The sequence below is a fragment of the Pseudoalteromonas sp. BSi20480 genome (genome assembly GCF_000241365.1).
GTDB classification, from domain to species: domain Bacteria; phylum Pseudomonadota; class Gammaproteobacteria; order Enterobacterales; family Alteromonadaceae; genus Pseudoalteromonas; species Pseudoalteromonas marina.
This window is the reverse complement of the sequence record NZ_BADX01000019.1, coordinates 1-22,640: the sequence shown is the minus strand read 5'-3', so window position 1 is coordinate 22,640 and position 22,640 is coordinate 1. Positions and strand designations below refer to the sequence as shown.

Here is a 22,640-nt window from a genome sequence, read left to right as displayed (position 1 = left end):
CGAGGTTTGTAACCTAGTAGATTAAGTAAAAACTGAGTAACAAAGAGTTAATAGCCCTTAGGAAGAACCCTTTGGGCTGCAGCTGTTTAGTATTAACGCGACGTTATCGCCAGTTGATGGGTATAACCACACTACATAGGCTCTGCCTTACCTACATACCAAACAGACAGCTGCAAATTTAACCTTGAAGGATCAACAGACCCTAGCTAAACCGCAGCTTTTTAATTAATAATTTGATGAGCGCTACTTTTCAGCACGCCCCATAAATTTGTTTTCAACCGTATTGATACGAATGCGATCGCCCGTTGAAATATGCTCAGGAACAGATATATTCAAACCAGTAGACATGCGTGCTGGTTTTGAACGAGCACTGGCTGAAGCGCCCTTAATAGATGGATCAGTTTCTTCAACAACAAGCTCAACGCTTGAAGGTAAATCGAGCCCTACTGGCGCTCCATCAATGACAATAACGTGCACCCCTTGAGTTTCTTCATTGATGAACAAAATTTCTTCACTAATAGCATCTTTATTCAAGTTATATGGCGTGTAGTCTTCGCTATCCATAAACACGTATTCGTCGCCATCTATGTACGACAGCATAGCCTCACGACGAATTAAGTCAGCAAGCGTTAGCATATCGCTGTCTTTAAACGTTTCATCAACCTTTCCACCGGTTACTACATCGTATAAACGCATACGGTATAAGCTTCCACCAGCACGGCCTTGAGGAACAGAGCGCACAATATCTTTTACTACTAATACACGACCATTAAACTCAATAGCTGTGCCTTTTTTTACTTCACTCGCCTTTGGCATGTGTAAATCCTATTATTTTTTTAATTGCCAGAAACATACCACGAACTGAACTTTGTTCAACAATAAAGTGAGCTAAAACGGCTTATACCTTGTATTGACTTGTAAAATCTATATTTATACTAAAATACATATAATCAATTCATTAAAAAACTGCTATGGTGTATCTACCTAGTATGACTTCAAGGAATGGATCATGGATCAAATAAAAGTACATGAGTATTTAATCAAAAAGCCGCTTGTGTTGGTTACAAAACCATTTGCTCAAGAGGTTGATGTCTATAAAGTGAATCATAAAATGTTCGCCACGCTTGCTGTTGGTAACGATGGTGAAACAAACGAAAACGGTGAAGTAATTTGGTGGCTTAATTTAAAGTGCGATCCCGATGAGGCACTTTCGTTACGCGATATTTTCCCCGCGGTTATCCCCGGCTACCACATGAATAAGCGTTTATGGAATACGGTTATTTTAGACGGTTCAATCCCCCAAGGTGAAATTGAACGCATGATTGATAATTCGTTTAATTTAGTCGTGGAAAACATGCCTGAAAAAGACCGTAGCATGATAGCGCAACATTTAAATGCTGATTAAGCTTACTTATAAGCCTGTTACTTAGCCTAGTTAGGACACAAAAAAACCGCATCTAAAATGCGGTTTTTTAATACGTGTTAAACGTTATTTAGTGTCATCTTTAGCAACGTCTGATTGCTCTTCAGGCACAACGTCTGCTTCTTGCTCTGATGTTTCTAGCTTTACTACTTCAGCAACGGTTTCGTTTTGTGTTGGCTTTTCGCCATAAAACGTTTCACCTGACTCAGCCATTGATACTAATGACTCACAGGGTGCAAATATAGCGTTGCTATTAGCAAGCGTAGACATATCCGAACTTACTTTGCTCGTACCGAGTTTATCCATGTAGCTAAATGGACCACCGAGGAATGGCGGGAAGCCAATACCAAAAATAGCGCCAATATCACCATCACGTGGGCTTGCAATAATGCCCTCATCTAAACAACGCGCAGCTTCATTAAGCATTTGCGCTACACAACGCTGAGCAATTTCACTTTTGTTTAAACGTGAATTAGGCGTTACACCCAGCAACTCGTACACTGACTCGTCAACTTTTTTGCCTTTTTTCTCGTAATCATAAAAACCACGACCCGTTTTACGGCCAAGGCGTTTTGAATCAATCATACGTGAAAAGGCATCAGGTCCTTTAAAGCGCTCTCCCAATTCTTTTTCAAGAATAGGTGCGATCTTAGAGCCAATATCAATACCTACTTCGTCAAGTAATGCAAGCGGACCTACTGGAAAACCAAACTCTACAAGGGCTGCATCAATTTTTTCAATTGGCTCACCAGCAAGCATTAAGTTAGCCGCTTCATTTAAGTAAGGTGCAAGTATGCGGTTTACGTAAAAACCTGCCATGTCTTTAACAACAATTGGCGTTTTACCCTGCTTACGGGCAAAATTAACAACACGTGCGATTGTCTCTTGAGACGTACCTTCGTGCGGAATAATTTCAACCAGTGGCATTTTTTCTACTGGAGAGAAATAATGCAAGCCAATTACGTTTTCAGGACGTGTAGCATTTGCCGCAATCTGAGAAATAGGCAACGATGACGTATTACTCGCAAAAATTGTATTCTCTTGGCATTGCTGTTCTACGTCTGCAACCATACCTTGCTTAAGTGCTAAGTCTTCAAATACCGCTTCAATAACTAAATCAATGTGTTTAAAGCCACTGTAGTCAGTTGTACCGGTGATACGGTTCATTGTTAACTGCATATCTGCTTTAGACATAATGCGGCGCTTAAGGCGCTTATCAAGAATTTTGTAGGTGTAGTTCATCGCATTGCTAATGCCTTGCTCTGCGACATCTTTAATACGAACAGGCACTTTCGCTTTTACAGCACTTACATGGGCAATACCAGCGCCCATCAGCCCGCCACCTAACACGGCAGTTTTAGTCACTGCTGGCGCGTCATCGTTGCGCCACTCTTTTTTCATTTCGGTGGTTGCAAAAAATAAACCACGAAGCGCTTTAGATTGCTCACTCATAACAAGCGTTGCAAACCCTTCTGCTTCGGTTTTATATGCTTTAAGCTCATCAAGCTCAACGCTCGCTCGTACTGCTTTTATAATAGCCAATGGCGCTGGGTAATGGCCGCCCGTTTTTTTCAGTACGTTTTCTTTTGCTTTTTTAAAGATAAAGTTACGACCAAATGGGTTTGACTCTAATAGCTTGCTTACTTTATCGAGCTTTGGCTCTTTAGCTTGAGGCTTTTTCTTGGCAGCAAACTCTTTTGCCACTTTTAAAAGCACGCTTTGCGGTACGCAATCATCTAAAACACCGGCTTTTTTTGCCTGCTTAGGACGAATTTGCTTACCAGTAAGCATCCATTCAAGTGCTTTTTGAATACCCACTATTTTAGTTAAACGCTGCGTACCACCGCCTCCAGGTAATAAACCTAGTTGAACCTCAGGTAGGCCAATTTTAGTTAAATCGCTATCTGTACCAACACGGTAATCACACGCTAATGCAAACTCTAAACCACCACCAAGCGCAGCGCCATGAATGGCACTTACTGTAGTGTATGGTAGTTTTTTCATATCAAAAAAAGCTTGATGACACAGCTCGCTAATAGCAAGTGCATCTTCACGTTTTTCTACGCTATCAAGCATCTTTACGTCAGCGCCTGCAATAAAGTTATCGCTTTTACCGCTGATAAAAACCATGCCCTTAACAGCATGTTCTTGTGCTTGCGTAAGTAATGCTTTTAAATCGTCTGCAAACGAGTCACGCAGGGTATTCATTTTTTCACCCGGCACGTCAATCGTTACAACGGCAATTTTATTTTCATCTACCGCTAAATTAAATACTGAATCTGTCATTACGCGCTCTCCAATACAAAGGCTGCACCTAAACCACCAGCAGCACATGCTGTTGTTAATGCTAAACCGCCACCACGACGTTTAAGCTCGTTTAAGCTTTGTGTAATTAAGCGAGCACCTGTTGCTGCAAATGGGTGACCATATGCAAGCGAGCCGCCATTCACGTTAAACTTATCCATGTTAATTTCGCCAATTGCTTTGCTACGACCTAGCTTTTCTTGCGCAAACTTGTCTGAAGCAAACATCTTCATGTTCGCAAGGGCTTGCGATGCAAATGCCTCATGCATTTCAATTAAATCTAAATCAGCAAGGGTAATACCCGCTCTGTCTAGTGCGATAGGTGTTGAATGCGCAGGACCCATTAACATGTCTTGCTCCACACCAATGGCAGAAAACGCAAAACTACGTACGTAACCTAAAATTTCGTAACCAAGCGCGCGTGCTTTACTTTCGTTCATCATCAATACCGCAGCGGCACCATCTGTAAGTGGTGTTGCATTTGCGGCTGTAACCGAACCATGTTGACGGTCAAACACAGGCTTAAGCTTTGCGTAACCTTCAACTGTCGAATTTTTACGAATATTGTTATCTTCTTCAATAAAGCTTTTGTATGGCGGTAAATGTGCCGTCATTACTTCATCTTTTAACTTGCCATCAGCCCATGCTTGGGTAGCAAGTGAATGTGAACGATGCGCTAATGCATCTTGGTCTTCACGGCTAATATTATGTGTTTTAGCCATTTGCTCAGCAGTTTGACCCATTGAAAGGCCTGTTGAGTACTCTGCAACTGCAGGCGGTACTGGCATTAAGTCTTTTAAGCGCAGCTTTGAAAAAATTTGCAAGCGTTGACCCAAAGTACGCGCTTTGTTTAAATCAACTAAGCTACCGGCCAATTTTTTACTTACGCCAATAGGTAATACAGACGACGAATCGGCACCACCAGCAATACCTACACTCACAGAGCCCGCCATAATAGACTCAGCTACGTTAGCAATTGCCTGAAAGCTTGTAGCACATGCACGTGACACAGAATAAGCATCAACACCAACAGGCATGCCTGTACCAAGTACAATTTCACGCGCAATATTTGGCGCTTCTGGCATTTGTACTACTTGACCAAATACAAGTTGATCGATTTCTGACTTGTCGAAATTTAATCGCTCAAGCATTTCGTTAACCACTAATTTACCCATATCAAGTGCTGGTACATGGTGGAATGCTGTTGCTTGTTTTGCAAACGGTGTACGAAGGCCACTTACAATGGCAATACGATCACCCTTTGGTGTTTTTAGTATGTTTTGCTCAGACATTTATGCTCTCCCGCTGACAGGTCTGACCTGTTTGTTTTCCTCGATTCTAAACAACCCGTGTGCTAAAGCCAATAGATAAACTGAAATTTATACAAAGTAGTCATGTTTACATATCACACAATAGGCTTTTTTAAACGCATTTACAAAGATTTGTGGTACGCTAAAAACCGTTAAAAAATAACGAACTATTTTAAAAAATACAGTCTAACTCTTGAGTTACCCTATTATAAACCTTATAAATAGGTCAGTATTTGCAACCTAACCCATTTAGGTACTAACCCAGCTGACGAGGACAGTCCACTTATTATGGCAGCTAACGCATTTTCACAATTAAAAACGTACTTAGATACACAAATCATTGGCCAGCCAGAGCTTACTCAAGCACTACTTATTGCTATTTTAGCTGACGGCCACTTATTAGTTGAAGGCCCACCAGGGCTTGCAAAAACACGCGCTGTAAATGCGCTTGCAAAAGGGATTGAAGGTTCGTTTCAACGTGTCCAGTTTACACCCGATTTATTACCAGCCGATGTAACTGGCACCGATATTTACCGCCAACAAACAAGCGAGTTTGTGTTTGAGAAAGGCCCTTTATTTCATAACCTTATTTTGGCTGATGAAATTAACCGCGCCCCAGCAAAAGTACAATCAGCATTACTAGAGGCCATGGCAGAGCGCCAAGTTACGGTAGGAAAAAACACCTACCCACTTAGCGACTTATTTTTAGTAATGGCCACTCAAAATCCGCTAGAGCAAGAAGGCACCTACCCGCTGCCAGAAGCACAACTTGACCGTTTTTTACTGCATTTAAGTATTGATTACCCAGGCGCCGAGCACGAGCTAGACATTTTACGCCTAACGCGCGGTGAAGCATTAAAAGAGCAACAAGCTGTTTTACAAAAAATTAGCCAAAGCGATTTATTTGCTGCCCGCCAAGCAATTTTAGGTTTGTACTTAGCCGAGCCTCTTGAGCAGTATTTGGTTCAACTTATTATTGCTACGCGAGAAGGCGCGCAATTAGATGAACAACTAGGCCGCTGGATTGAATTTGGCGCCAGCCCTCGTGCCACTATCGCGCTCGATAAATGTGCACGTGCTCATGCATGGTTACAGGGCCGCGACTTTGTAGCCCCTGACGACATACAAGCGGTTGTTCATAATGTACTACGCCATCGCATTATTTTGAGCTACGAAGCCCAAGCCGATGGTATTACAAAAGACCAAGTAATTAGCCGAATTGTAGAACTGGTAGCTGTACCTTAATTTATGCATAAACAATTAGACCCTCAGGCATGGCTGAAACAAAGCCATAGCCACGGTGTTAATTTAGCACTAAAAGAGCTGATGTATTACAAAGCCAAAGCGCAACTGCTTGAGCTTGCTCCTAAGGTTAAAATTAAAAATACTTTAGCAGGGCAATATCTTGCACCGCATAAAGGCCGTGGTATGGAATTTGCCGAAGTTCGCCATTACCAGCAAGGTGACGACATTCGTTCAATTGACTGGCGAGTTACAGCGCGTACAGGCGAAACCCATACAAAACTTTTTCAAGAAGAAAAAGAACGTCCTGTATTTGTATTTACCGATTTTTCAAACTCGATGTTATTTGGCTCAAAGCTCCTGCTTAAGTCAGTGCAAGCTGCGCACATTAGTGCTTTAGTTGCATGGTCTGCCTGCCAGCGTGGCGACAGAATTGGCGGCATTGTATTTAATCAGCACGCTCATTTAGAGCTCAAACCCAGCGCGCGAGAAAAAGCCGTATTAAAGCTTTGCCACAATTTATGTGCTAACCACCAGCAAGCCCTTGGGGGAATTGATGCAAAAGCCCACAATAACTTTAGTGATAACCTAAAGCGCCTTAATCATTTGGCAAAGCCGGGTAGCTTGGTGTATTTGGTATCAGATTTTAGTTCTCTTGACGATGCAAGCTTCAAACAGCTTGAAATACTTAGCCGTCATTGTGAGCTTATTGGCTGTCATATTAGCGACCCATTTGAACATCAATTACCGGCTTATAAAAATACTGTAAGCGTTAGTACAAATGGACAAGATATTGCTTTGCCACTAATGGATAATGCCTTTAGAGCGCGCTTTGCTAAAAATGCAGAAGATACATTCAATAAGCGCCTGACCCGCTTAACTAAATCGGGTCTTAATTTAATATCGTTCAATGCAGCCGAACCACTTGAACTGCAGCTTGTGAGAAAATAAACCATGCAAACCAATCCACTCGATGGCCTGCACGATGTAATAGCACCTAACCAAGTTGATTGGTGGCCACTCGCCCCTGCTTGGTGGGTTATTATTGCTCTACTTTGCATTGCGCTTTTAACCGGTGTGTATGCAATTTATAAAGCGTACCAATTTAAAAAAGCAAAACGTTATGCCGTATCATTAAGTCAACAAGAGCAATACCCTCAGCATTTACATATTATTTTAAAACGCCTGGTTGTTGAATATTACGGTAAGCACCTTGCCACACAACCTACAAAGCAGTGGTGTGAAACGCTTAATACACTCAGTGGACTCACGTTTACTGAGAAAGAAATTTTAAGCTTGTACAGTAGCGAAAATAACAATGTCGATTTAAGTGAAAAATTTCGACAAGCAATCAAAAACTTTAAAGTAAAGGAGCCGCTATATGTTTGAATTTAGTTGGCCATGGCTTTTTTTGCTCCTTCCGTTACCTTTACTGCTTTTATTACTAAAGCCAGCAGCAAGTAGTAACAATACTCGCTTACGAATTCCGGGGTTTGCTCAGCACAACTTGAGTAATCAAAGTATTGAACCTCGATCACGTCGTTTATCGTTATTTGAATGGCTACTTTGGTTATTACTTGTCAGCGCAGCTGCTAACCCCACGTGGTTAGACGAGCCTATTTTGTTGCCAAATGAAGGCCGAGATATCATGCTTGCGGTGGATTTATCTGGCTCGATGACCGAACAGGATATGGCCTACAATGGTCAATATGTTGACCGCTTAACAATGGTAAAAGCAGTACTTAGCGACTTTATAGAACAACGCACTGGTGACAGACTTGGACTTATTTTGTTTGGCGATACGGCGTTTTTACAAACACCTTTAACGCGCGATCTAAAAACGGTAACTAAAATGCTTAACGAAGCACAAATAGGTTTAGTTGGACGCGCGACAGCTATTGGCGACGCACTTGGCTTATCAGTGAAACGTTTTGCTAGTAAAGACGACAGCAACCGAATCGTTGTGCTATTAACAGACGGTCAAAATACCGCGGGTAACTTAAACCCTGACGACGCATTATTACTCGCCCGCGAAGAGGGCATTAAAGTCTATACCATAGGTGTCGGCTCTGATAACCCACGTGGTTTTAGCCTATTTAATATGGGTGGCTCAGGCGGAAGTAATTTAGATGAGCGCCTACTAAAAAATATAGCTGACGATACCGGCGGCCTTTACTTTAGAGCCAAGGATGTAGCGGGCCTCAAACAGATTTACGCAGAGCTTGATAAGCTAGAGCCCATTAGTGCGGACGAAAAAACCTTTCGCCCACAAAGCTCATTATTTTATTACCCGCTACTTATTGCCATTTTACTAATTAGCTTAAACGTGATGCTAAGTACATTGCGCGCATTAAAGGAGCCAAACTAATGGATTTTGAATTTATTCGCCCTGCCATTTTATGGCTGCTTATACCTGCAATTGGCCTATTTTTTGTAGCGTTAATTAAGCACAAAAAAACCACAGACGTGCAATTAATTGCACCGCACTTAGCCCAATTTGTCATCAGTGATACCAACACAAAAGCCAGCCAACCACTTTGGCTGATAGCTGTATTTTGCAGTTTAGGGGTTTTATTCAGTGCAGGCCCAAGCTTTGAAAAAAAACAGGTACCCGTTTTTCAAAGCAAAAGTGCTCGTGTCATCGTTATGGATATGTCTTATTCAATGTACAGCACCGACATTTTACCAAACAGGTTAACGCAAGCTCGTTTTAAATCCCTTGATATGATTGAGCTTTTTAAAGAAGGTGACACCGCGCTAGTTGCTTATGCTGGCACTGCGTATACCATATCGCCACTAACCAATGATGCCACAACACTCAGCAATTTAATTCCAAGCTTAAGCCCCGACATAATGCCCGACAAGGGCTCTAATGTTTTAGCTGGCCTAGATATGGCAAAAGAGTTATTAAATCAGGCAGGTTATATTGATGGCGATATTATTTTAATAACCGATGGTATAGAACAAGAAGAACAAAGCGATGTAACAAGCTTTATAAATAACACGACATTTAGACTCAACATTTATGGTGTAGGGTCAGAGCAAGGTGCGCCTATAAAGTTACCTGAAGGTGGTTTTTTAAAAGACCGGTACGGTCAAATTGTCATCCCTACTATAAATATTTCACAACTAAAAAGCTTAGCAACGCGCAGTGGCGGGAAATTTGCGCGCTATCAACCAAGTAATAGCGACATAAATACTTTTTCGCCAATGGCTAATAGTGAGTTATTAAAAGATGAAACACAAAGCCAAGCACTGTGGCGCATTGACGCCGGTATTTACGGGCTTTTGCTCTTGTTACCATTTGGTTTGTATTTATTCAGGCGCTCTGCCTTTTTAGGCGCGGTTTTGTTGCTTACCTTTTTACCGCAGCAAAACGCGTATGCATTGGAGCTCCCTACACTATTAAAAAATACAGACCAACGGGCTCTCACCGCCTATAAAAATGAAGAATACGACAAAGCCGCTAACGCGAAGTCAAACCAATTAAAAGGCGCAGCGCTTTACAAACAAGGCAATTATAACGCCGCTTTAGATGTATTTGGTCAAGATAAGTCCGCCACAGGTTACTATAACTATGGCAATGCACTTGCCAAAGCGGGCAAACTTGAAGAAGCCATAAACGCCTATAAGCAAGCTCAAACGCTGCAAAGTGATTTTAGTCAAGCCGCAGATAACCAAGCCTTAGTTGAGCAGCTGTTGAATCAACAAGAACAGCAAAACCAGCAAAACCAGCAAGAACAAAGTGGTGATGAATCTCAAAATCAAGAAAACCAGCAACAAGGCGATCAAAACCAACAACCCAATAACGAACAACCTGGGCAAGAGCAACAAAATAATGAGCAAAACGACTCGGCAAAAGGTGAAAACCAGAGCCAGAGCGATGCGAGCGAAAAATCAGAGCAAGAGTCTGAACCCTCTGAAGATCAGCAAGGTCAAACCGGTGAGCAATCAGAGGAGCAAAATAAACCTGATATGCAAGCACAACCACAAAGCGAACAAAGCGAAAATAAAAACGCTGAACAGTCTGATCAGCAACAGCCCCAATCGCAAGCAATGAGTGAGCAACCCGTTAGCGACGAGCAAAAACAAAAAGCGCAACAACAGGCAATGCAAGCACAAGCCAGTGAGCTTACAAATGAAGAAAAAGAAAAAGCCCAGCAGCTTAATCAGTTACTCAGAAAAGTACCGGACGACCCGGCGATTTTACTACGGAATAAAATGCAACTCGAAGCCCAAAAAAGACAATATCAACGCCGCCCTACAGGAGTAGAAAAATCATGGTAATGCGATTATTTTGCTGTTTATTGCTACTATGCGCGATCCCCTCGTTCGCAGCGACAAAACTTCAAGCGAGCGTAGATAAAAACCCTGTTTTGGCGGGGGAGTTTTTTATGCTCAATATATCAGTAGACGATAACGTGAAAGGTGAACAACCCGATACGTCTGTACTGCTGAAAGATTTTGTAGTCGGCCCAACAAGTTTAAGTACGCGAACTAACATCATAAACGGTAGCATTAATAAACAAACTACGTGGAGCGTTAAATTAATGACCCGCACCGAGGGGCAGTACACTATCCCCTCATTTACGGTAAGTGGATTAAGCTCGCAGCCAATTGATTTAACCGTGACAAAACGTGCCGCAAACGCTGACAATAATAACGACATTTTTGTAAAAACATCACTTTCTAGCAATTCACTCTATGTGCAAGAAGCAGGCGTTTACACACTAAAACTATACTTAGCTAAAGAGTTACTTGATGGTAGTTTAAGTACACCGAGCATGGAAGATGCACAGCTAACACAACTAGGTAAACAGACAGAAAGTTACGAATTAGTTGATGGTAAACGCTACCTGGTTATTACTCGGGAGTATTTAATTCAACCCCAAAAAAGTGGTCCTTATACTATTGCTGCCCCCGTATTTCAGGGCCGAGTGCAACAAAATTATCGCCAGTTGGAAGTATCTGCAATTGGCGAAGACCAACAGATAGAAATTAAACCCATACCCAGTGATTACAACGGTGCATGGCTGCCTAGTGAGCTGGTGAACCTTGGTGAAGAATGGCAACCAAGTGATGACACCATTGAAGTAGGTACACCTATAACTCGTACAATTACACTTACAGCGCTTGGCGTAACCAAAGAGCAACTCCCAGATATAGAAATGCCAACAATAAATGGGATCCGTAGCTACCCTGATCAAAAAGAGAACAACAACGCAGTAAGAAATGGGCGTGTTGTTTCGCAACAAACTGCATCGTATGCATTATTGCCACAAACACCGGGCACTTACACCTTACCTGAAATTAAATTACCTTGGTTTAATACTAAAATTAACCGTATTAGTTTCGCCACGCTCCCAGCGCGCACAATTACTGTAACGCCAAGCAGCACCGTTGTTAATCCTCCTGTAAATACAGAGCAAAGTATTGAGAACACACCCGTTGATGAAACTAAAGCTGACGCTGATACCTCAATCCAAATGCAAACTGCTCACAGCTACACGCCACTATGGCTTATTGCTGTTGCTGTACTGGGTTATATTTTATGGATTGGCACTGTAATTTTTTATTGGTTTACCCGTTCTAATATAAATACCATTGAAAAAGTGAAGCCTTTACCTACTCCACGCAGCCAGCCAAGTTTAAAAAAGCTGTTAAACATACAAAAAGCAGGTGATGTTAAGGCCTTTTACAATGAGCTAAATAATTACGCTGTACAAATAACCAAACAGGATACCGGCGCTATTGATGAGTTATGCCGACAGATTAATAACTCACAGTTGAGTACTGAGGTAATTAAATTACAAGCGCAATTGTATGGAAATAAAGCTACAAACAGTGACCTTGGTGCTATTATAAAAATACTTGAGAGTGAGCAAGCTCAAGCATCAAATTCGCAACAAACTGTATTAAAAGACCTTTATAGCTAAAATAAAGTTACGTATGAGTCTTTTTTCATTAAATAAAAATATAGTAGTAAAAAAGTGCTTATGCTGGGAAATAAAAAATCAAATAATCAGGTCTTAATCGATATGGCAGAGAAACAAAAACGTTATGAAGCCTTAGTTCACGTTTATAATAAAGAGCTTTACCGCTTTGCATACTGGTTGTGCCGTGATCCGCACATAGCTGATGATTTAGTACAAGAGACATTTTTGCGCGCTTGGCGCTCACTTGATTCTTTACTCGATCAAAAAGCAGCAAAGCCGTGGTTACTGACTATTTTACGCAGAGAAAACGCACGACGATTTGAACGTAAACAGTTTGATTACAGTGATGTAGAAAACGATACGCTAGTTGATGAAACCAGCCACTCGCTTGATGATGAAATGGAGCAAACCGTTATTCAACGACAAATTGGATTGCTATCTGACGAATACAGAGAGCCACTATTATTACAGGTCGTAATGGGGTGCACCGGCGAGGAAATTGCCGACATACTCGATTTAAATAAAAACACGGTAATGACACGTTTATACCGTGCTAGAAACCAACTTAAAGAGGCTTTAAGCCGTGATGATGAACAACTTAAAGGGGCATCAAAATAATGGATGAGCTTGAGTTTCGTCGCCGCACTATTGCGCAACCAAACGATATAGATAAGGAACTTATGGAGTTTGCCCAGAGCAACCCTGAGCGACAAAGTTTTATTACCGAAATGAAAGAATTTGATCAACACCTTCAAGATGCACTCGATATACCTGTGCCTGATAACTTAGCTGATCGTATTATTTTAAATACATCGTTAAAAGAAAAAGCCTTGCAAGAAGAGCAAGCTGCTGGCACCAATGTCGTAGACGCTAAATCGCGTTTTAAGTTTGACCGTGTGCACCTTGCCTTAGCGGCATCATTCATGGTCGCAGTGAGTGCGTTCTTTTTCAGCTCAGAGCAGCATATTGGCCACGAAGCGGGCGAGCATGCACTTGCGCATGTGTACTACGAAATAAATGCCCTTGATAAAAAATCCCCTATCAGCCTTCAAAGTGTCAATGACAAACTAGCAGTACTTGGTGGTCACATAGATGAGCTTCCTGGCGATATAACTTACGCTATGTTTTGTGATTTTAAAGGGGAAAGAGGCTTACATTTAATTTTTGAATCGGACTTTGGTCCAATGACGGTATTTATTGTACCTTCAGAAAATAAATCGTTTGGTTTGGGAGATGATCATTTCCAAGATGAGCGCTTTGAAGGCCAAATCAATCGCGGGTCGCAGGCCGATACCATTTTAGTCGCGAGTGTAGGTGCACCATTAGATACTTATAACGAGCGAGTAACCAACGCAATTCGCTGGCTCTAAGCCATAGTAAATAAAAAACCGCTTAGTACATACTGAGCGGTTTTATAAATCTAATTTTAATTAGTTAAAAAACGATTGATTTACCTCTTCCTGAATTTTCAGACGCAGCATCTAATTTCCCATCTCTATTTATAATGACATGCATGTCACCAAAGTGGCGCTCGTCAATTGTGTAACCCATTTTTTGAAGCTCTACTTTTACCGCATCATTTAACCCTTCGTGAACACGTATAACGTTTTTAGGCCACAGCTGATGATGAAAGCGAGGCACGTTAACCACCTGCTCTGCACTCATATGAAACTCTATTGCATTTAAAATTGACTGGTAAACCGAGCTAATAATCGTTGTACCACCCGGTGAGCCGGTTACCATTTTTACTGTGTTATCCTTTAATAAAATGGTCGGTGTCATGGAGCTAAGCATACGTTTATGTGGCTGTATTTCATTAGCTTTACCACCTAACGCACCAAACGCATTCATAACACCCGGTTTTGCGCTAAAGTCGTCCATTTCATCATTTAAAATAAACCCGGCGCCTTCAACTACAACCCCACTACCAAACCCTAAGTTTATAGTTGTGGTATTTGCTACGGCATTCCCCATTTTATCAACAATAGAAAAATGTGTGGTTTGTTCGCTTTCTTTCAGTCCGGGCTTTATTTTTTCGGTTGTTGAAATCGCTGTTAATGAGATATCAGCCATACGCTTTTTTAAATATAATTCATTGATTAATGCGTTTACTGGCACATCAAAAAAGTCAGGATCACCTAAGTACTCTGCTCGGTCTGCAAACACGCGTTTACCTATTTCAGAAAGCAAATGCACGTAAGACGACGAATTATGAGCCACTTCGATATTTAGTTTTTGCAGTTCATACATTTTTAGCCATTGTAAAATTGCAATACCGCCTGAACTGGGTGGCGGCGAAGTAAGCACTTCATACCCGTTCCAACTTGCTTTTAATGGTGTGCGCGACTTAGCCGTATAATTTTTTAAATCAGCTTTGGTAATAATACCGCCATGCTTACGCATAAATTTTTCGATAATATTGGCTGTTTCGCCTTCATAAAACCCAGCTTGCCCATCATCGCGAATTCGCTTTAATGTTTTTGCCAGCTCAGGTTGTGCAAATTTTTCATTGGCTTTTAAACCAGCAAAATATTTTTCGAAGTTAACATCTATTTGTTGCTCGTTTAAATAGCTTATGTAATTACTAACCCCTTGCGCCAATTTTGGTGGCACAATAAAACCTTGCTCAGCTAAAGTAACGGCAGGTTGTACTAATTTTTTCCACTCTACCGTACCGTGTTTTTTATGAGCTAACCACATACCAGCAACACTGCCAGGTACACCACTTGCGTGTATGCCATAAATAGATCTATTAGGTATTACATTGCCTTGTTCGTCTAAGTACATGTCTCGGTGTGCATCGCTTGGAGCCGTTTCTCGGTAATCTATAAAATCACTTTTGCCATCTTTTTGGATCAGCATAAATCCGCCGCCACCAATGTTACCCGCTTCAGGCAGGGTTACAGCCAATACAAACTGTGCTGCTATAGCTGCGTCTACGGCATTTCCGCCCAGCTCTAATATATTTTTAGCCGTATCAGCACTGTACGAGTCAGGCATAGCAACAGCACTTTGCGCAACTTGCTTGGCTGCTACATGAAATGCACTGAATTGAAACACAAGTACACTCGTTATCACTAGCTTGGTTGGCGAAAAAAATAAGCCCATATAACGTCCTTAAATTATTGTTTTAGTTGTTGGAAGTTTCACTTAAAAGTTAAGTTAAAAATAATAAGCAGTATAACCTTCCCATATTTATGCACAGCATTTATGGCTAGGTCAATCCTTGTGGGTGCAGATTTTAGTCTTACTTTAGGCGCTTAGAATATAAAACAGCAGGTAAGTCACCCTGCTCATCAGTATGCGTGTAAGATTTGACAAACGTTAGTTCAAGCTTTTTCATTACTTTTATAGAGCTTATATTATCTGCTAACGCACTGGCACTAATATAATTAACATCGGGCTGTTTGGTGAGCTCTGCACATAATGCTCTTGCGGCTTCAGTTGCATACCCTTGTCCCCAGCTTATTTGTTTAAAGCGCCAACCAATTTCAATATCACTAAAGTTTGGCTGTTCACTAAAAAAATCCATAGGTCTTAAAAGGACCCAACCAATAAATGTATTGGTGTCTTTAGTTGTCACAGACCAAAGCCCCCAACCCTTTTTAGCATTGCGGTATGCAAGCATACGCGGTATCCCCTCTTCTCTAATTTGTTTTTTAGTTGTAGGCACACCACGCGTTAAAAATTGCATTACTGCAGGGTCTTGATCAAGCTCATATAGTTGTTGCCAATCATGCTCGTTCATTAATTTAAACTTTAACCGCTCTGTTACGGGAACGTTCATTTTCATTACTCTATAATTATCTGGAATTAACTATTAATCTCTTGAGGAGATAGCATATGAACAAATTAGCAGGTTTAGCATTATTAGGCACTTTAATTACTTTAACCGGTTGTGAAGACGCTAAAGAAGTAAAAGAAGAAACAAAAGAAAAAAGCGCTCAAATGCAAGAAAAACTAGGTGATGCCTGGAATGAAGTAAAAGAAACAACACACGATCTTAAAAATGATGAGTCGTTAAACGAGTTACTTCAACAAAGCAAAGCCATGGGCTTAGATATGTACGACGATGGAAAGGAAATTGCTATCGATGCATGGATAAAAAGTAAAGAAGCCGCAGGTGAATTAACAGAAAAAACCAAGCAAAAAGCCCAAGAAATTGCAGACGAAATTGAGCAAGCTCGCGAAGAACACAGTAAGGGGGAATAACTCCCTTTATAATAAAAAGGTAAGCCATTGTGGCTTACCTTTTTTTAACCGTAAAAAACAAATGCAGGTAATTAAGCTTTGTATTTGCTCATTACCAAAGTGGCGTTTGTACCACCAAAGCCAAAGCTGTTAGACATCACTGTATTTAGCTCTACATCTTTGCGTTCAGTAACAATATCTAAACCTTCAGCTTGCTCGTCTAATTCATCAACATTAATAGACGGTGCTACAAAACCATGCTCAAGCATTAACAAAGAGAAAATAGCTTCATGCACACCGGCAGCCCCTAAAGCATGACCCGTCATTGCCTTAGTCGCACTGATCATGGGCGAGTTACCACCAAATACGTCTTGAATTGCACCAAGCTCTTTAACATCACCCACAGGTGTTGATGTGCCGTGCGTGTTAAGATAATCAATGCTATCTACATTTTGCATTGCTTGACGCATACAACGTGCAGCACCCTCGCCCGATGGAGCAACCATATCGTATCCATCAGATGTAGCACCATACCCAACTATTTCAGCGTAAATATGTGCACCGCGTGCTAATGCATGCTCTAGCTCTTCTACAACTACAATGCCACCACCGCCAGAAATAACAAAACCATCACGGTTAGCATCATAAGTGCGCGATGCTTTTTCTGGTGTTTCGTTGTATTTAGTAGAGAGTGCACCCATTGCGTCAAATTCCATTGCAAGCGTCCAGTGAAGCTCTTCACCGCCACCAGCAAACACAACGTCTTGCTTGCCAAGTTGAATTTGTTCAACCGCATTACCAATACAATGCGCCGACGTAGCACATGCTGAACTAATTGAATAATTAACCCCTTTTATTTTAAAAGGAGTCGCTAAACATGCTGAAGTTGTACTGGCCATAGTGCGAGGCACCATGTAAGGGCCTACACGCTTTACGCCTTTCTCACGTAAAATATCGGCGGCTTCTACTTGCCATTTAGATGAACCACCACCAGAGCCAACTATAATACCCGTGCGCTCGTTTGACACTTGCTCTTCTGATAACCCTGAGTCTTCAATTGCTTGAGTCATCGAAATGTAAGAGTACGCAGCAGCATCACCCATAAAGCGCATTGCTTTGCGGTCAACATGGTCTTTAACGTTTATATCAATTTTACCTGATACGTTGCTGCGCAAGTTGTAGTCAGCAAACTCTTGGTTGAAAGCGATACCACTTTTACCTGTTTTTAATGACTCTAAAACTTCTTCTTTGTTGTTACCAATGCTTGATACAACACCGATACCGGTAATTACGGCTCTTCTCATGGGTGATTCCCTTAGCTTAATACTTAATTGCGTTTTATTTTACGCGAATTTAATCACTTAAGTGGTCAGCTTTCTAGCGTACACTTGTACTCTGAACTGCTAGCTTATAAATAACGCCAGACTATTACAAAGAAAACCCGTAAAATAATGAAAAATATATTTTGTAAATTTAAACATTATGATTAAAAACGCACATATACACTTTAACGATTTAGGTACACCATTTGCTGATGACTTTGGTGATATTTATTTTTCGAATGACGACGGTCTTGCTGAATCGCATTATGTGTTTTATGAGCAAAATAATATAGAAACTCGATTACAAACTCATGACCAACCCCACTTTGTAATAGCAGAGACAGGATTTGGTACTGGGTTAAATTTTTTGAATACATGGCAACACTTTAACGATCATATTGCACGTCAACAATCACAAAATCAATTAGATAAAGGTGTAAAGCGCCTTCACTTTATTTCGTTTGAAAAATACCCATTAAAAGTTAACGATTTAAGCAAGGCGCTTCAAGCGTGGCCTACATTACAAAAATTAAGTGAAAAACTCGTCAACAATTACCCTATTAATTTACAAGGGTGTCACCGACTTGAGTTTGACAACGGACGTGTTGTCCTCGACTTACATTTTGGCGATGCACTCGCGTCTATTAATACAATGAGCTACCCACAAACAGGGATTGTAGATGCCTGGTATTTAGATGGGTTTGCCCCAAGCAAAAACCCTGAAATGTGGCAGCAAAGCTTATTTAATAGCATGGCTGACATTTCAAAAGCAAAGGCAACTCTAGCTACGTTTACAGCAGCAGGTTTTGTTCGTCGTGGTTTAATAGAAGCCGGGTTTGATACAATTAAAACCAAAGGCTTTGGCAAAAAAAGAGACATGCTAATTGGCCAAATACCTCATGCAAACACGGCTCAGTCAGCCCCCCCTTACTTTAATCAAGACGATAGTAAACTTAATAATGTTGCTATTATTGGCGGCGGTATAGCCAGTAGTTGTATTTTATACAGCCTTGCTAAACGCGGTATAAACGCTGAATTATTCTGCAAAGACCCGCAGCCTGCCATGGGTGCGTCACATAATGTGCAAGGCGCGGTGTATCCTCATTTACAAGCTAAAGATTCACCCCATAGTGAACTTTTTGCGCATAGTTTTTTATACGCAAAGCGCGTTTATCAGCAATTATTAAATGATGGATTTAGCTTTGATCACCAATGGTGTGGTGTTTTGCAACATGCTGTAAAAAAGCCCCTTGCAGATAAACACAAAAACCTTGCTCAAAAGCAACTTTGGCCAAAGCAACTTATGCAAAACGTAACCGCAGAGCAAGGCGATGAAATAGCCGGCGTTAAAACTGGGTACCCCGGTGTTTATTTTGAACAAGGTGGCTGGGTTAATCCACCACAACTTGTTAATGCAATGCTAGGCGCAGCCAATAAGCTAATACCCCACAACAGCCACTTTAATTGCAATATAGTAAACATAGAAAAAACAGCAAACGGCTGGGTTTTAACAAGCAATAATCAACAGTTTGGCCCATTTAGCGATGTTATTATTTGCGCTGGTGAGCACAGCGACACATTTGAGCAAACAAAATCACTTCCTATTGTAGGCGTGCGCGGGCAAGTATCGCATGTTCAAGCAAGTCCTGAATCTCGAAAGCTTAAAACGGTACTTTGCCATAAAGGCTACTTTACACCAGCTTATTTAGACCATCATTGCATGGGCGCTACATTTGATAAAAACAGTAAAAGCCGCCATGTTTCAGATGAGGATAACCAAACTAACCGTGCTCAACTCATAAACTTTTACGATCATAGCGACTTTGCTACAACGTTAGGAAAAGTAAGCTCTGCAAAAGCAGCAGTAAGATGCACATTCATCGACCACTTGCCAATGGCTGGGCAATGGTGTGAACAAAGCGATTATACAAATGCATTTGCAAACCTGAGGTTGGGTAAGCGTTATCAATATTTGCCTCTCAATCACCCTCAACAAGGGCTACATATTTTTACGGGCTTTGGAGCTCGTGCCTTGTGCAGCGCACCACTGTGTGCTGAACATTTTATTAGCTGCTTAGCAAACGAGCCGCGCCCACTCAGCGAGCGAGTAAGCCAAGCTATACACCCCGCTCGCTTTATTGTAAGAGATTTAATTCGTAATAAAATATAAATGACAAAGCCCACTATTTGGGTAAACTGTTCTCAATAAAAGGAACTTAAAGAGTCACAATGAAAAAATTAATTATACTATCGCTGTTATTGTTTACCTCGTTTAAAACACTTGCCATAAATGTTATTGATATTGCAGTGCCAGATGAGTTTGTAACAACTATGGAAGTAACAGATGAATACCCACTTGTTAAAACTGGGTATTTAACGCAGTCTATTTCCTCCATTACAGACTTTTATCAGCAACAATTAGGTGACCCATTGAAGATAACCGGCAGTGAAAACTACCGCACCCTTTATTACAATTACCAAAATCGTAAAGTACGTATTAGCTTATACCACCGTAACTATGTGACCGAAGTGAGTATAATGATTGAAAAAATATTATAAAAAAAACACAAATATAACTACTCATTTTCATACTCAGTTAAGGTACTCTTTTTATATTAAATGTTTTTAAAATTAATACGTTAATGTCTCTTTTTGCCCTTTAAAAACAATTTTTAAGCCCAAGGTCTACTTGTAAGCAAATACATTTACTAACAAGTGAAAGGAGTTAATTATGAGTAAGACCTTAATTATTGGCGCTAGTGGTCAAATTGGTAAAATGACAACGGAGTTATTACTTAAGAACGAACAAAATGTTACCGCCCTTGTTCGTGATAAAACTAAGCTAAGTAATTTAGAAAGCCCGTTTTTAAATATTGTAGAGCAAGATTTAGAAGGTGATTTTAGTGAAGCTATTAAAGGTTGTGATCAAGTAATTTTTGCGGCTGGTTCTGGTGGAAGCACCGGCGACGACAAAACACTATTAATTGATCTATGGGCTGCAGCAAAAGCGGCTAATTACGCAAAAAACAATAACGTTAAGCACTTTATTATGGTCAGCTCAATAGGTGCAGATAACCCTGACGCAATAGAAAGTGATTTAAAACCATACTTAGTTGCTAAGCATATGGCCGATGAACACCTTGCCAGTAGTGGTTTAAATTACACCATTGTTCGCCCGGGTACGCTCACTAATGAAAGCGCATCAATGAAAGTGACAACACAGCGCCCTGATGACCAAGATAAGGCTGAAATTAGTCGTGAAAATGTAGCCAATGCACTGCTGCATATCGCAACCAATTCGTTTGAAAAGAACCGTATTTTTGAACTTTTTGACGGTGATACTGCCATTAAATCTGCGGTTAAATAGCCAAAGTGCTCCATTAACAAAAGCGTTAATGGGGCAACACTTTCAACTATTAGCAAGTTAACTAAACAGCTGACACTCAAAACAAGCTGCTAATATTTAATTCAAAAAGAACAAATCATTTAGATACGCCACAACAGCCATAAGGCGACCCCAAACAATTTACCCTCTAACCACGTCAACAACTGCAAACCAAAGCATTGCCTATAAGAGTTAACAAATTAGCAATAGAATCCCTTGACGATAAGCCCCTAGTGAGCAGCGTTCTGTGACCTAAACGTAACCTACTATCCCTCTTTCTTTCAAATTTTCCTCTCGTAAAGTCATTTACTGTATTAAGTTTAAGCACATTAAATTATTAATAAAAAATCATTAGTGAGGAATATAGAAAACAGAGTCTTAATCTGTTAAGTTTATGTTATGTATATAGATAAAAAAGCTCCTTAAGGGAAATGAAAACAAAGGAATTAAAGTGAGCGCTACATTTAAAATTATTTTTAATGGCCAACTACAGCAACATGCCGATATTTCATTGGTACAAAAACAACTTAGCCAATTTTTAAATATTCCCCATACTATTGCTATAAAGTTGTTTGATGGTAAATCCTACGCATTAAAAAAAGATCTAACGAGTATAGAAGCCGTTAAAGCAGAATCGTCACTAAAAAAAATGGGCTTAATAACACGAGTTGAACTGCATCAATCTACCGCTCTTACAACAAAGCAGTATCCTTTAGCGTTAAAAAAATTAACAAAACATGATGATGCAGAAGAACATAAAACGTCTAATTCAAAACGTACATTACTGCAGAAAAAAACTAATTCTATACAAACTATAATTACGCGTTACAAAAACGACAAAGTAAAGCTACAGCGCTCTTCACTAAAAAGCCTACTCTATCTTTGCTATATAGCTCTGTTAGTTATGACAATTACGGGCCTTACTCTTAGCTATAATTTGCTTTCAAATACAATGAGTGAATCACAAAGTAACACGATAATTGGCTTAACCTACCAAGATTACAAACAGTACATAACTGAGCAAAAGGCAGTTAGTAATCAACAAAAAACGAATCTGAGTGCCAATAATAATGCACAGCAAAGCCACGATAGCGAGCAGTTCAATCGGTTTTCTCTATTAATTAATAGCTATGCCGACAGTGTAAAGCAGCCTAATATTGAAAAAATGGGAGGAGAAAAATTAAACCTTCGCCTGCAAGAAATAGACGACTTAGGTGAGAAAAATGCGTTTTGGTTGCAACTCATTAATTTAGCAAAAAGTTTAAATAATGACGCACATACAATGAGTACACTCAATAATACAGATCCAAATAAAGTACAATGGATCAACGCCGTAGACTGGATAAGCCAGCGTTATATTAGGCAGCAGCAAAATGGCAACGCACACCCTAAAGTTAATCAGCCCAACAACGCCGTAATTAACTTAACGCTATCAATTAGTGTTTTATCACTACTTATATTAATGATCATTGTGATAAAAATGAAGCTACGCACAATAAGAGAATCATAATAGCTTTTATTAACCAC

The 22,640-nt window shown here is 40.5% G+C and carries 20 protein-coding genes; 14 read left to right on the top strand and 6 right to left on the bottom strand.

What is annotated here, in order from left to right; genetic code table 11:
• Positions 1–243: 243 nt before the first annotated feature.
• Positions 244–816, bottom strand: coding sequence for an elongation factor P-like protein EfpL (gene efpL, locus P20480_RS15615; RefSeq protein WP_006793345.1), 573 nt, complete (start codon positions 814–816; stop codon positions 244–246).
• A gap of 193 nt (positions 817–1,009) precedes the next feature.
• Between efpL and P20480_RS15620 the strand changes: the two genes are divergently transcribed.
• The gene (locus P20480_RS15620; protein WP_008126936.1) at positions 1,010–1,405 is read left to right on the top strand and encodes an MmcQ/YjbR family DNA-binding protein; all 396 of its coding nucleotides are present in this window, start codon (positions 1,010–1,012) and stop codon (positions 1,403–1,405) included.
• An 84-nt stretch (positions 1,406–1,489) separates the two neighbouring features.
• Here P20480_RS15620 and fadJ read toward each other — a convergent pair whose 3' ends face one another.
• Together fadJ and fadI are read right to left on the bottom strand one after the other, a co-directional pair.
• Positions 1,490–3,709: a fatty acid oxidation complex subunit alpha FadJ gene (gene fadJ, locus P20480_RS15625; RefSeq protein ID WP_008126935.1), complete on the bottom strand. Its 2,220-nt coding sequence runs from the start codon at positions 3,707–3,709 to the stop codon at positions 1,490–1,492.
• On the bottom strand, positions 3,709–5,019 hold the full coding sequence (gene fadI, locus P20480_RS15630; protein WP_006793342.1) for an acetyl-CoA C-acyltransferase FadI: 1,311 nt from the start codon (positions 5,017–5,019) through the stop codon (positions 3,709–3,711). Before fadI ends, fadJ begins: the two co-directional genes overlap by 1 nt.
• 306 nt (positions 5,020–5,325) lie before the next feature.
• Here fadI and P20480_RS15635 point away from each other — a divergent pair, with 306 nt between their 5' ends.
• From P20480_RS15635 to P20480_RS15670, 8 genes are read left to right on the top strand one after another with little or no spacing between them, the layout of a single operon-like run.
• On the top strand, positions 5,326–6,282 hold the full coding sequence (locus tag P20480_RS15635; protein ID WP_006793341.1) for an AAA family ATPase: 957 nt from the start codon (positions 5,326–5,328) through the stop codon (positions 6,280–6,282).
• A gap of 3 nt (positions 6,283–6,285) precedes the next feature.
• Entirely contained in the window at positions 6,286–7,230 is a 945-nt protein-coding gene (locus tag P20480_RS15640) for a DUF58 domain-containing protein (RefSeq protein ID WP_008126933.1), read from the top strand.
• Positions 7,231–7,233: 3 nt separating this feature from the next.
• Entirely contained in the window at positions 7,234–7,668 is a 435-nt protein-coding gene (locus tag P20480_RS15645; protein WP_008126932.1) for a DUF4381 domain-containing protein, read from the top strand.
• On the top strand, positions 7,661–8,647 hold the full coding sequence (locus P20480_RS15650) for a vWA domain-containing protein (RefSeq protein ID WP_008126931.1): 987 nt from the start codon (positions 7,661–7,663) through the stop codon (positions 8,645–8,647). Before P20480_RS15645 ends, P20480_RS15650 begins: the two co-directional genes overlap by 8 nt.
• Positions 8,647–10,566: a VWA domain-containing protein gene (locus P20480_RS15655; RefSeq protein ID WP_008126930.1), complete on the top strand. Its 1,920-nt coding sequence runs from the start codon at positions 8,647–8,649 to the stop codon at positions 10,564–10,566. The genes P20480_RS15650 and P20480_RS15655 overlap by 1 nt, the downstream gene beginning before the upstream one ends.
• Positions 10,560–12,215, top strand: a complete 1,656-nt coding sequence (locus P20480_RS15660) for a BatD family protein (protein WP_008126929.1) — start codon at positions 10,560–10,562, stop codon at positions 12,213–12,215. The genes P20480_RS15655 and P20480_RS15660 overlap by 7 nt, the downstream gene beginning before the upstream one ends.
• A gap of 60 nt (positions 12,216–12,275) precedes the next feature.
• A complete protein-coding gene (locus P20480_RS15665; RefSeq protein ID WP_021032391.1) occupies positions 12,276–12,833 on the top strand; it encodes a sigma-70 family RNA polymerase sigma factor in 558 nt (185 codons plus the stop codon).
• A complete protein-coding gene (locus P20480_RS15670) occupies positions 12,833–13,585 on the top strand; it encodes a DUF3379 family protein (RefSeq protein WP_008126928.1) in 753 nt (250 codons plus the stop codon). Before P20480_RS15665 ends, P20480_RS15670 begins: the two co-directional genes overlap by 1 nt.
• A 64-nt stretch (positions 13,586–13,649) precedes the next feature.
• Here the strand turns inward: P20480_RS15670 and ggt are convergent, their stop codons facing one another.
• Entirely contained in the window at positions 13,650–15,323 is a 1,674-nt protein-coding gene (gene ggt, locus P20480_RS15675; protein WP_008126927.1) for a gamma-glutamyltransferase, read from the bottom strand.
• A gap of 139 nt (positions 15,324–15,462) precedes the next feature.
• Positions 15,463–16,008, bottom strand: a complete 546-nt coding sequence (locus P20480_RS15680; protein WP_033024947.1) for a GNAT family N-acetyltransferase — start codon at positions 16,006–16,008, stop codon at positions 15,463–15,465.
• Between the two features lie 50 nt (positions 16,009–16,058).
• Here P20480_RS15680 and P20480_RS15685 point away from each other — a divergent pair, with 50 nt between their 5' ends.
• Entirely contained in the window at positions 16,059–16,427 is a 369-nt protein-coding gene (locus tag P20480_RS15685; RefSeq protein ID WP_006793331.1) for a hypothetical protein, read from the top strand.
• A gap of 71 nt (positions 16,428–16,498) precedes the next feature.
• Here the strand turns inward: P20480_RS15685 and fabB are convergent, their stop codons facing one another.
• On the bottom strand, positions 16,499–17,710 hold the full coding sequence (gene fabB, locus P20480_RS15690) for a beta-ketoacyl-ACP synthase I (RefSeq protein ID WP_008126923.1): 1,212 nt from the start codon (positions 17,708–17,710) through the stop codon (positions 16,499–16,501).
• 178 nt (positions 17,711–17,888) lie between these two features.
• Here fabB and mnmC point away from each other — a divergent pair, with 178 nt between their 5' ends.
• From mnmC to P20480_RS15710, 4 genes are all read left to right on the top strand, one after another.
• Positions 17,889–19,898, top strand: coding sequence for a bifunctional tRNA (5-methylaminomethyl-2-thiouridine)(34)-methyltransferase MnmC2/FAD-dependent 5-carboxymethylaminomethyl-2-thiouridine(34) oxidoreductase MnmC1 (gene mnmC, locus P20480_RS15695; protein ID WP_008126922.1), 2,010 nt, complete (start codon positions 17,889–17,891; stop codon positions 19,896–19,898).
• 59 nt (positions 19,899–19,957) lie between these two features.
• Entirely contained in the window at positions 19,958–20,287 is a 330-nt protein-coding gene (locus P20480_RS15700) for a hypothetical protein (RefSeq protein WP_006793328.1), read from the top strand.
• Positions 20,288–20,459: 172 nt separating this feature from the next.
• Positions 20,460–21,095 carry an SDR family oxidoreductase gene (locus P20480_RS15705; protein WP_008126919.1) on the top strand — a complete coding sequence of 212 codons (636 nt, stop codon included), beginning with the start codon at positions 20,460–20,462 and terminating at the stop codon, positions 21,093–21,095.
• 469 nt (positions 21,096–21,564) lie between these two features.
• Positions 21,565–22,623, top strand: coding sequence for a hypothetical protein (locus P20480_RS15710; protein WP_008126918.1), 1,059 nt, complete (start codon positions 21,565–21,567; stop codon positions 22,621–22,623).
• Positions 22,624–22,640 lie beyond the last annotated feature (17 nt).

What these genes read in the sequence shown, in the direction of transcription:
- ggt (WP_008126927.1), bottom strand. Translation starts at nt 15,323, where the DNA reads ATGGGCTTATTTTTTTCGCCAACCAAGCTAGTGATAACGAGTGTACTT.
- P20480_RS15670 (WP_008126928.1), top strand. Translation starts at nt 12,833, where the DNA reads ATGGATGAGCTTGAGTTTCGTCGCCGCACTATTGCGCAACCAAACGAT.
- P20480_RS15665 (WP_021032391.1), top strand. Translation starts at nt 12,276, where the DNA reads ATGCTGGGAAATAAAAAATCAAATAATCAGGTCTTAATCGATATGGCA.
- fadJ (WP_008126935.1), bottom strand. Translation starts at nt 3,709, where the DNA reads ATGACAGATTCAGTATTTAATTTAGCGGTAGATGAAAATAAAATTGCC.
- P20480_RS15650 (WP_008126931.1), top strand. Translation starts at nt 7,661, where the DNA reads ATGTTTGAATTTAGTTGGCCATGGCTTTTTTTGCTCCTTCCGTTACCT.
- P20480_RS15680 (WP_033024947.1), bottom strand. Translation starts at nt 16,008, where the DNA reads ATGAAAATGAACGTTCCCGTAACAGAGCGGTTAAAGTTTAAATTAATG.
- P20480_RS15700 (WP_006793328.1), top strand. Translation starts at nt 19,958, where the DNA reads ATGAAAAAATTAATTATACTATCGCTGTTATTGTTTACCTCGTTTAAA.
- P20480_RS15640 (WP_008126933.1), top strand. Translation starts at nt 6,286, where the DNA reads ATGCATAAACAATTAGACCCTCAGGCATGGCTGAAACAAAGCCATAGC.
- P20480_RS15705 (WP_008126919.1), top strand. Translation starts at nt 20,460, where the DNA reads ATGAGTAAGACCTTAATTATTGGCGCTAGTGGTCAAATTGGTAAAATG.
- P20480_RS15685 (WP_006793331.1), top strand. Translation starts at nt 16,059, where the DNA reads ATGAACAAATTAGCAGGTTTAGCATTATTAGGCACTTTAATTACTTTA.
- mnmC (WP_008126922.1), top strand. Translation starts at nt 17,889, where the DNA reads ATGATTAAAAACGCACATATACACTTTAACGATTTAGGTACACCATTT.
- P20480_RS15655 (WP_008126930.1), top strand. Translation starts at nt 8,647, where the DNA reads ATGGATTTTGAATTTATTCGCCCTGCCATTTTATGGCTGCTTATACCT.
- P20480_RS15635 (WP_006793341.1), top strand. Translation starts at nt 5,326, where the DNA reads ATGGCAGCTAACGCATTTTCACAATTAAAAACGTACTTAGATACACAA.
- fabB (WP_008126923.1), bottom strand. Translation starts at nt 17,710, where the DNA reads ATGAGAAGAGCCGTAATTACCGGTATCGGTGTTGTATCAAGCATTGGT.
- P20480_RS15660 (WP_008126929.1), top strand. Translation starts at nt 10,560, where the DNA reads ATGGTAATGCGATTATTTTGCTGTTTATTGCTACTATGCGCGATCCCC.
- P20480_RS15645 (WP_008126932.1), top strand. Translation starts at nt 7,234, where the DNA reads ATGCAAACCAATCCACTCGATGGCCTGCACGATGTAATAGCACCTAAC.
- fadI (WP_006793342.1), bottom strand. Translation starts at nt 5,019, where the DNA reads ATGTCTGAGCAAAACATACTAAAAACACCAAAGGGTGATCGTATTGCC.
- P20480_RS15620 (WP_008126936.1), top strand. Translation starts at nt 1,010, where the DNA reads ATGGATCAAATAAAAGTACATGAGTATTTAATCAAAAAGCCGCTTGTG.
- efpL (WP_006793345.1), bottom strand. Translation starts at nt 816, where the DNA reads ATGCCAAAGGCGAGTGAAGTAAAAAAAGGCACAGCTATTGAGTTTAAT.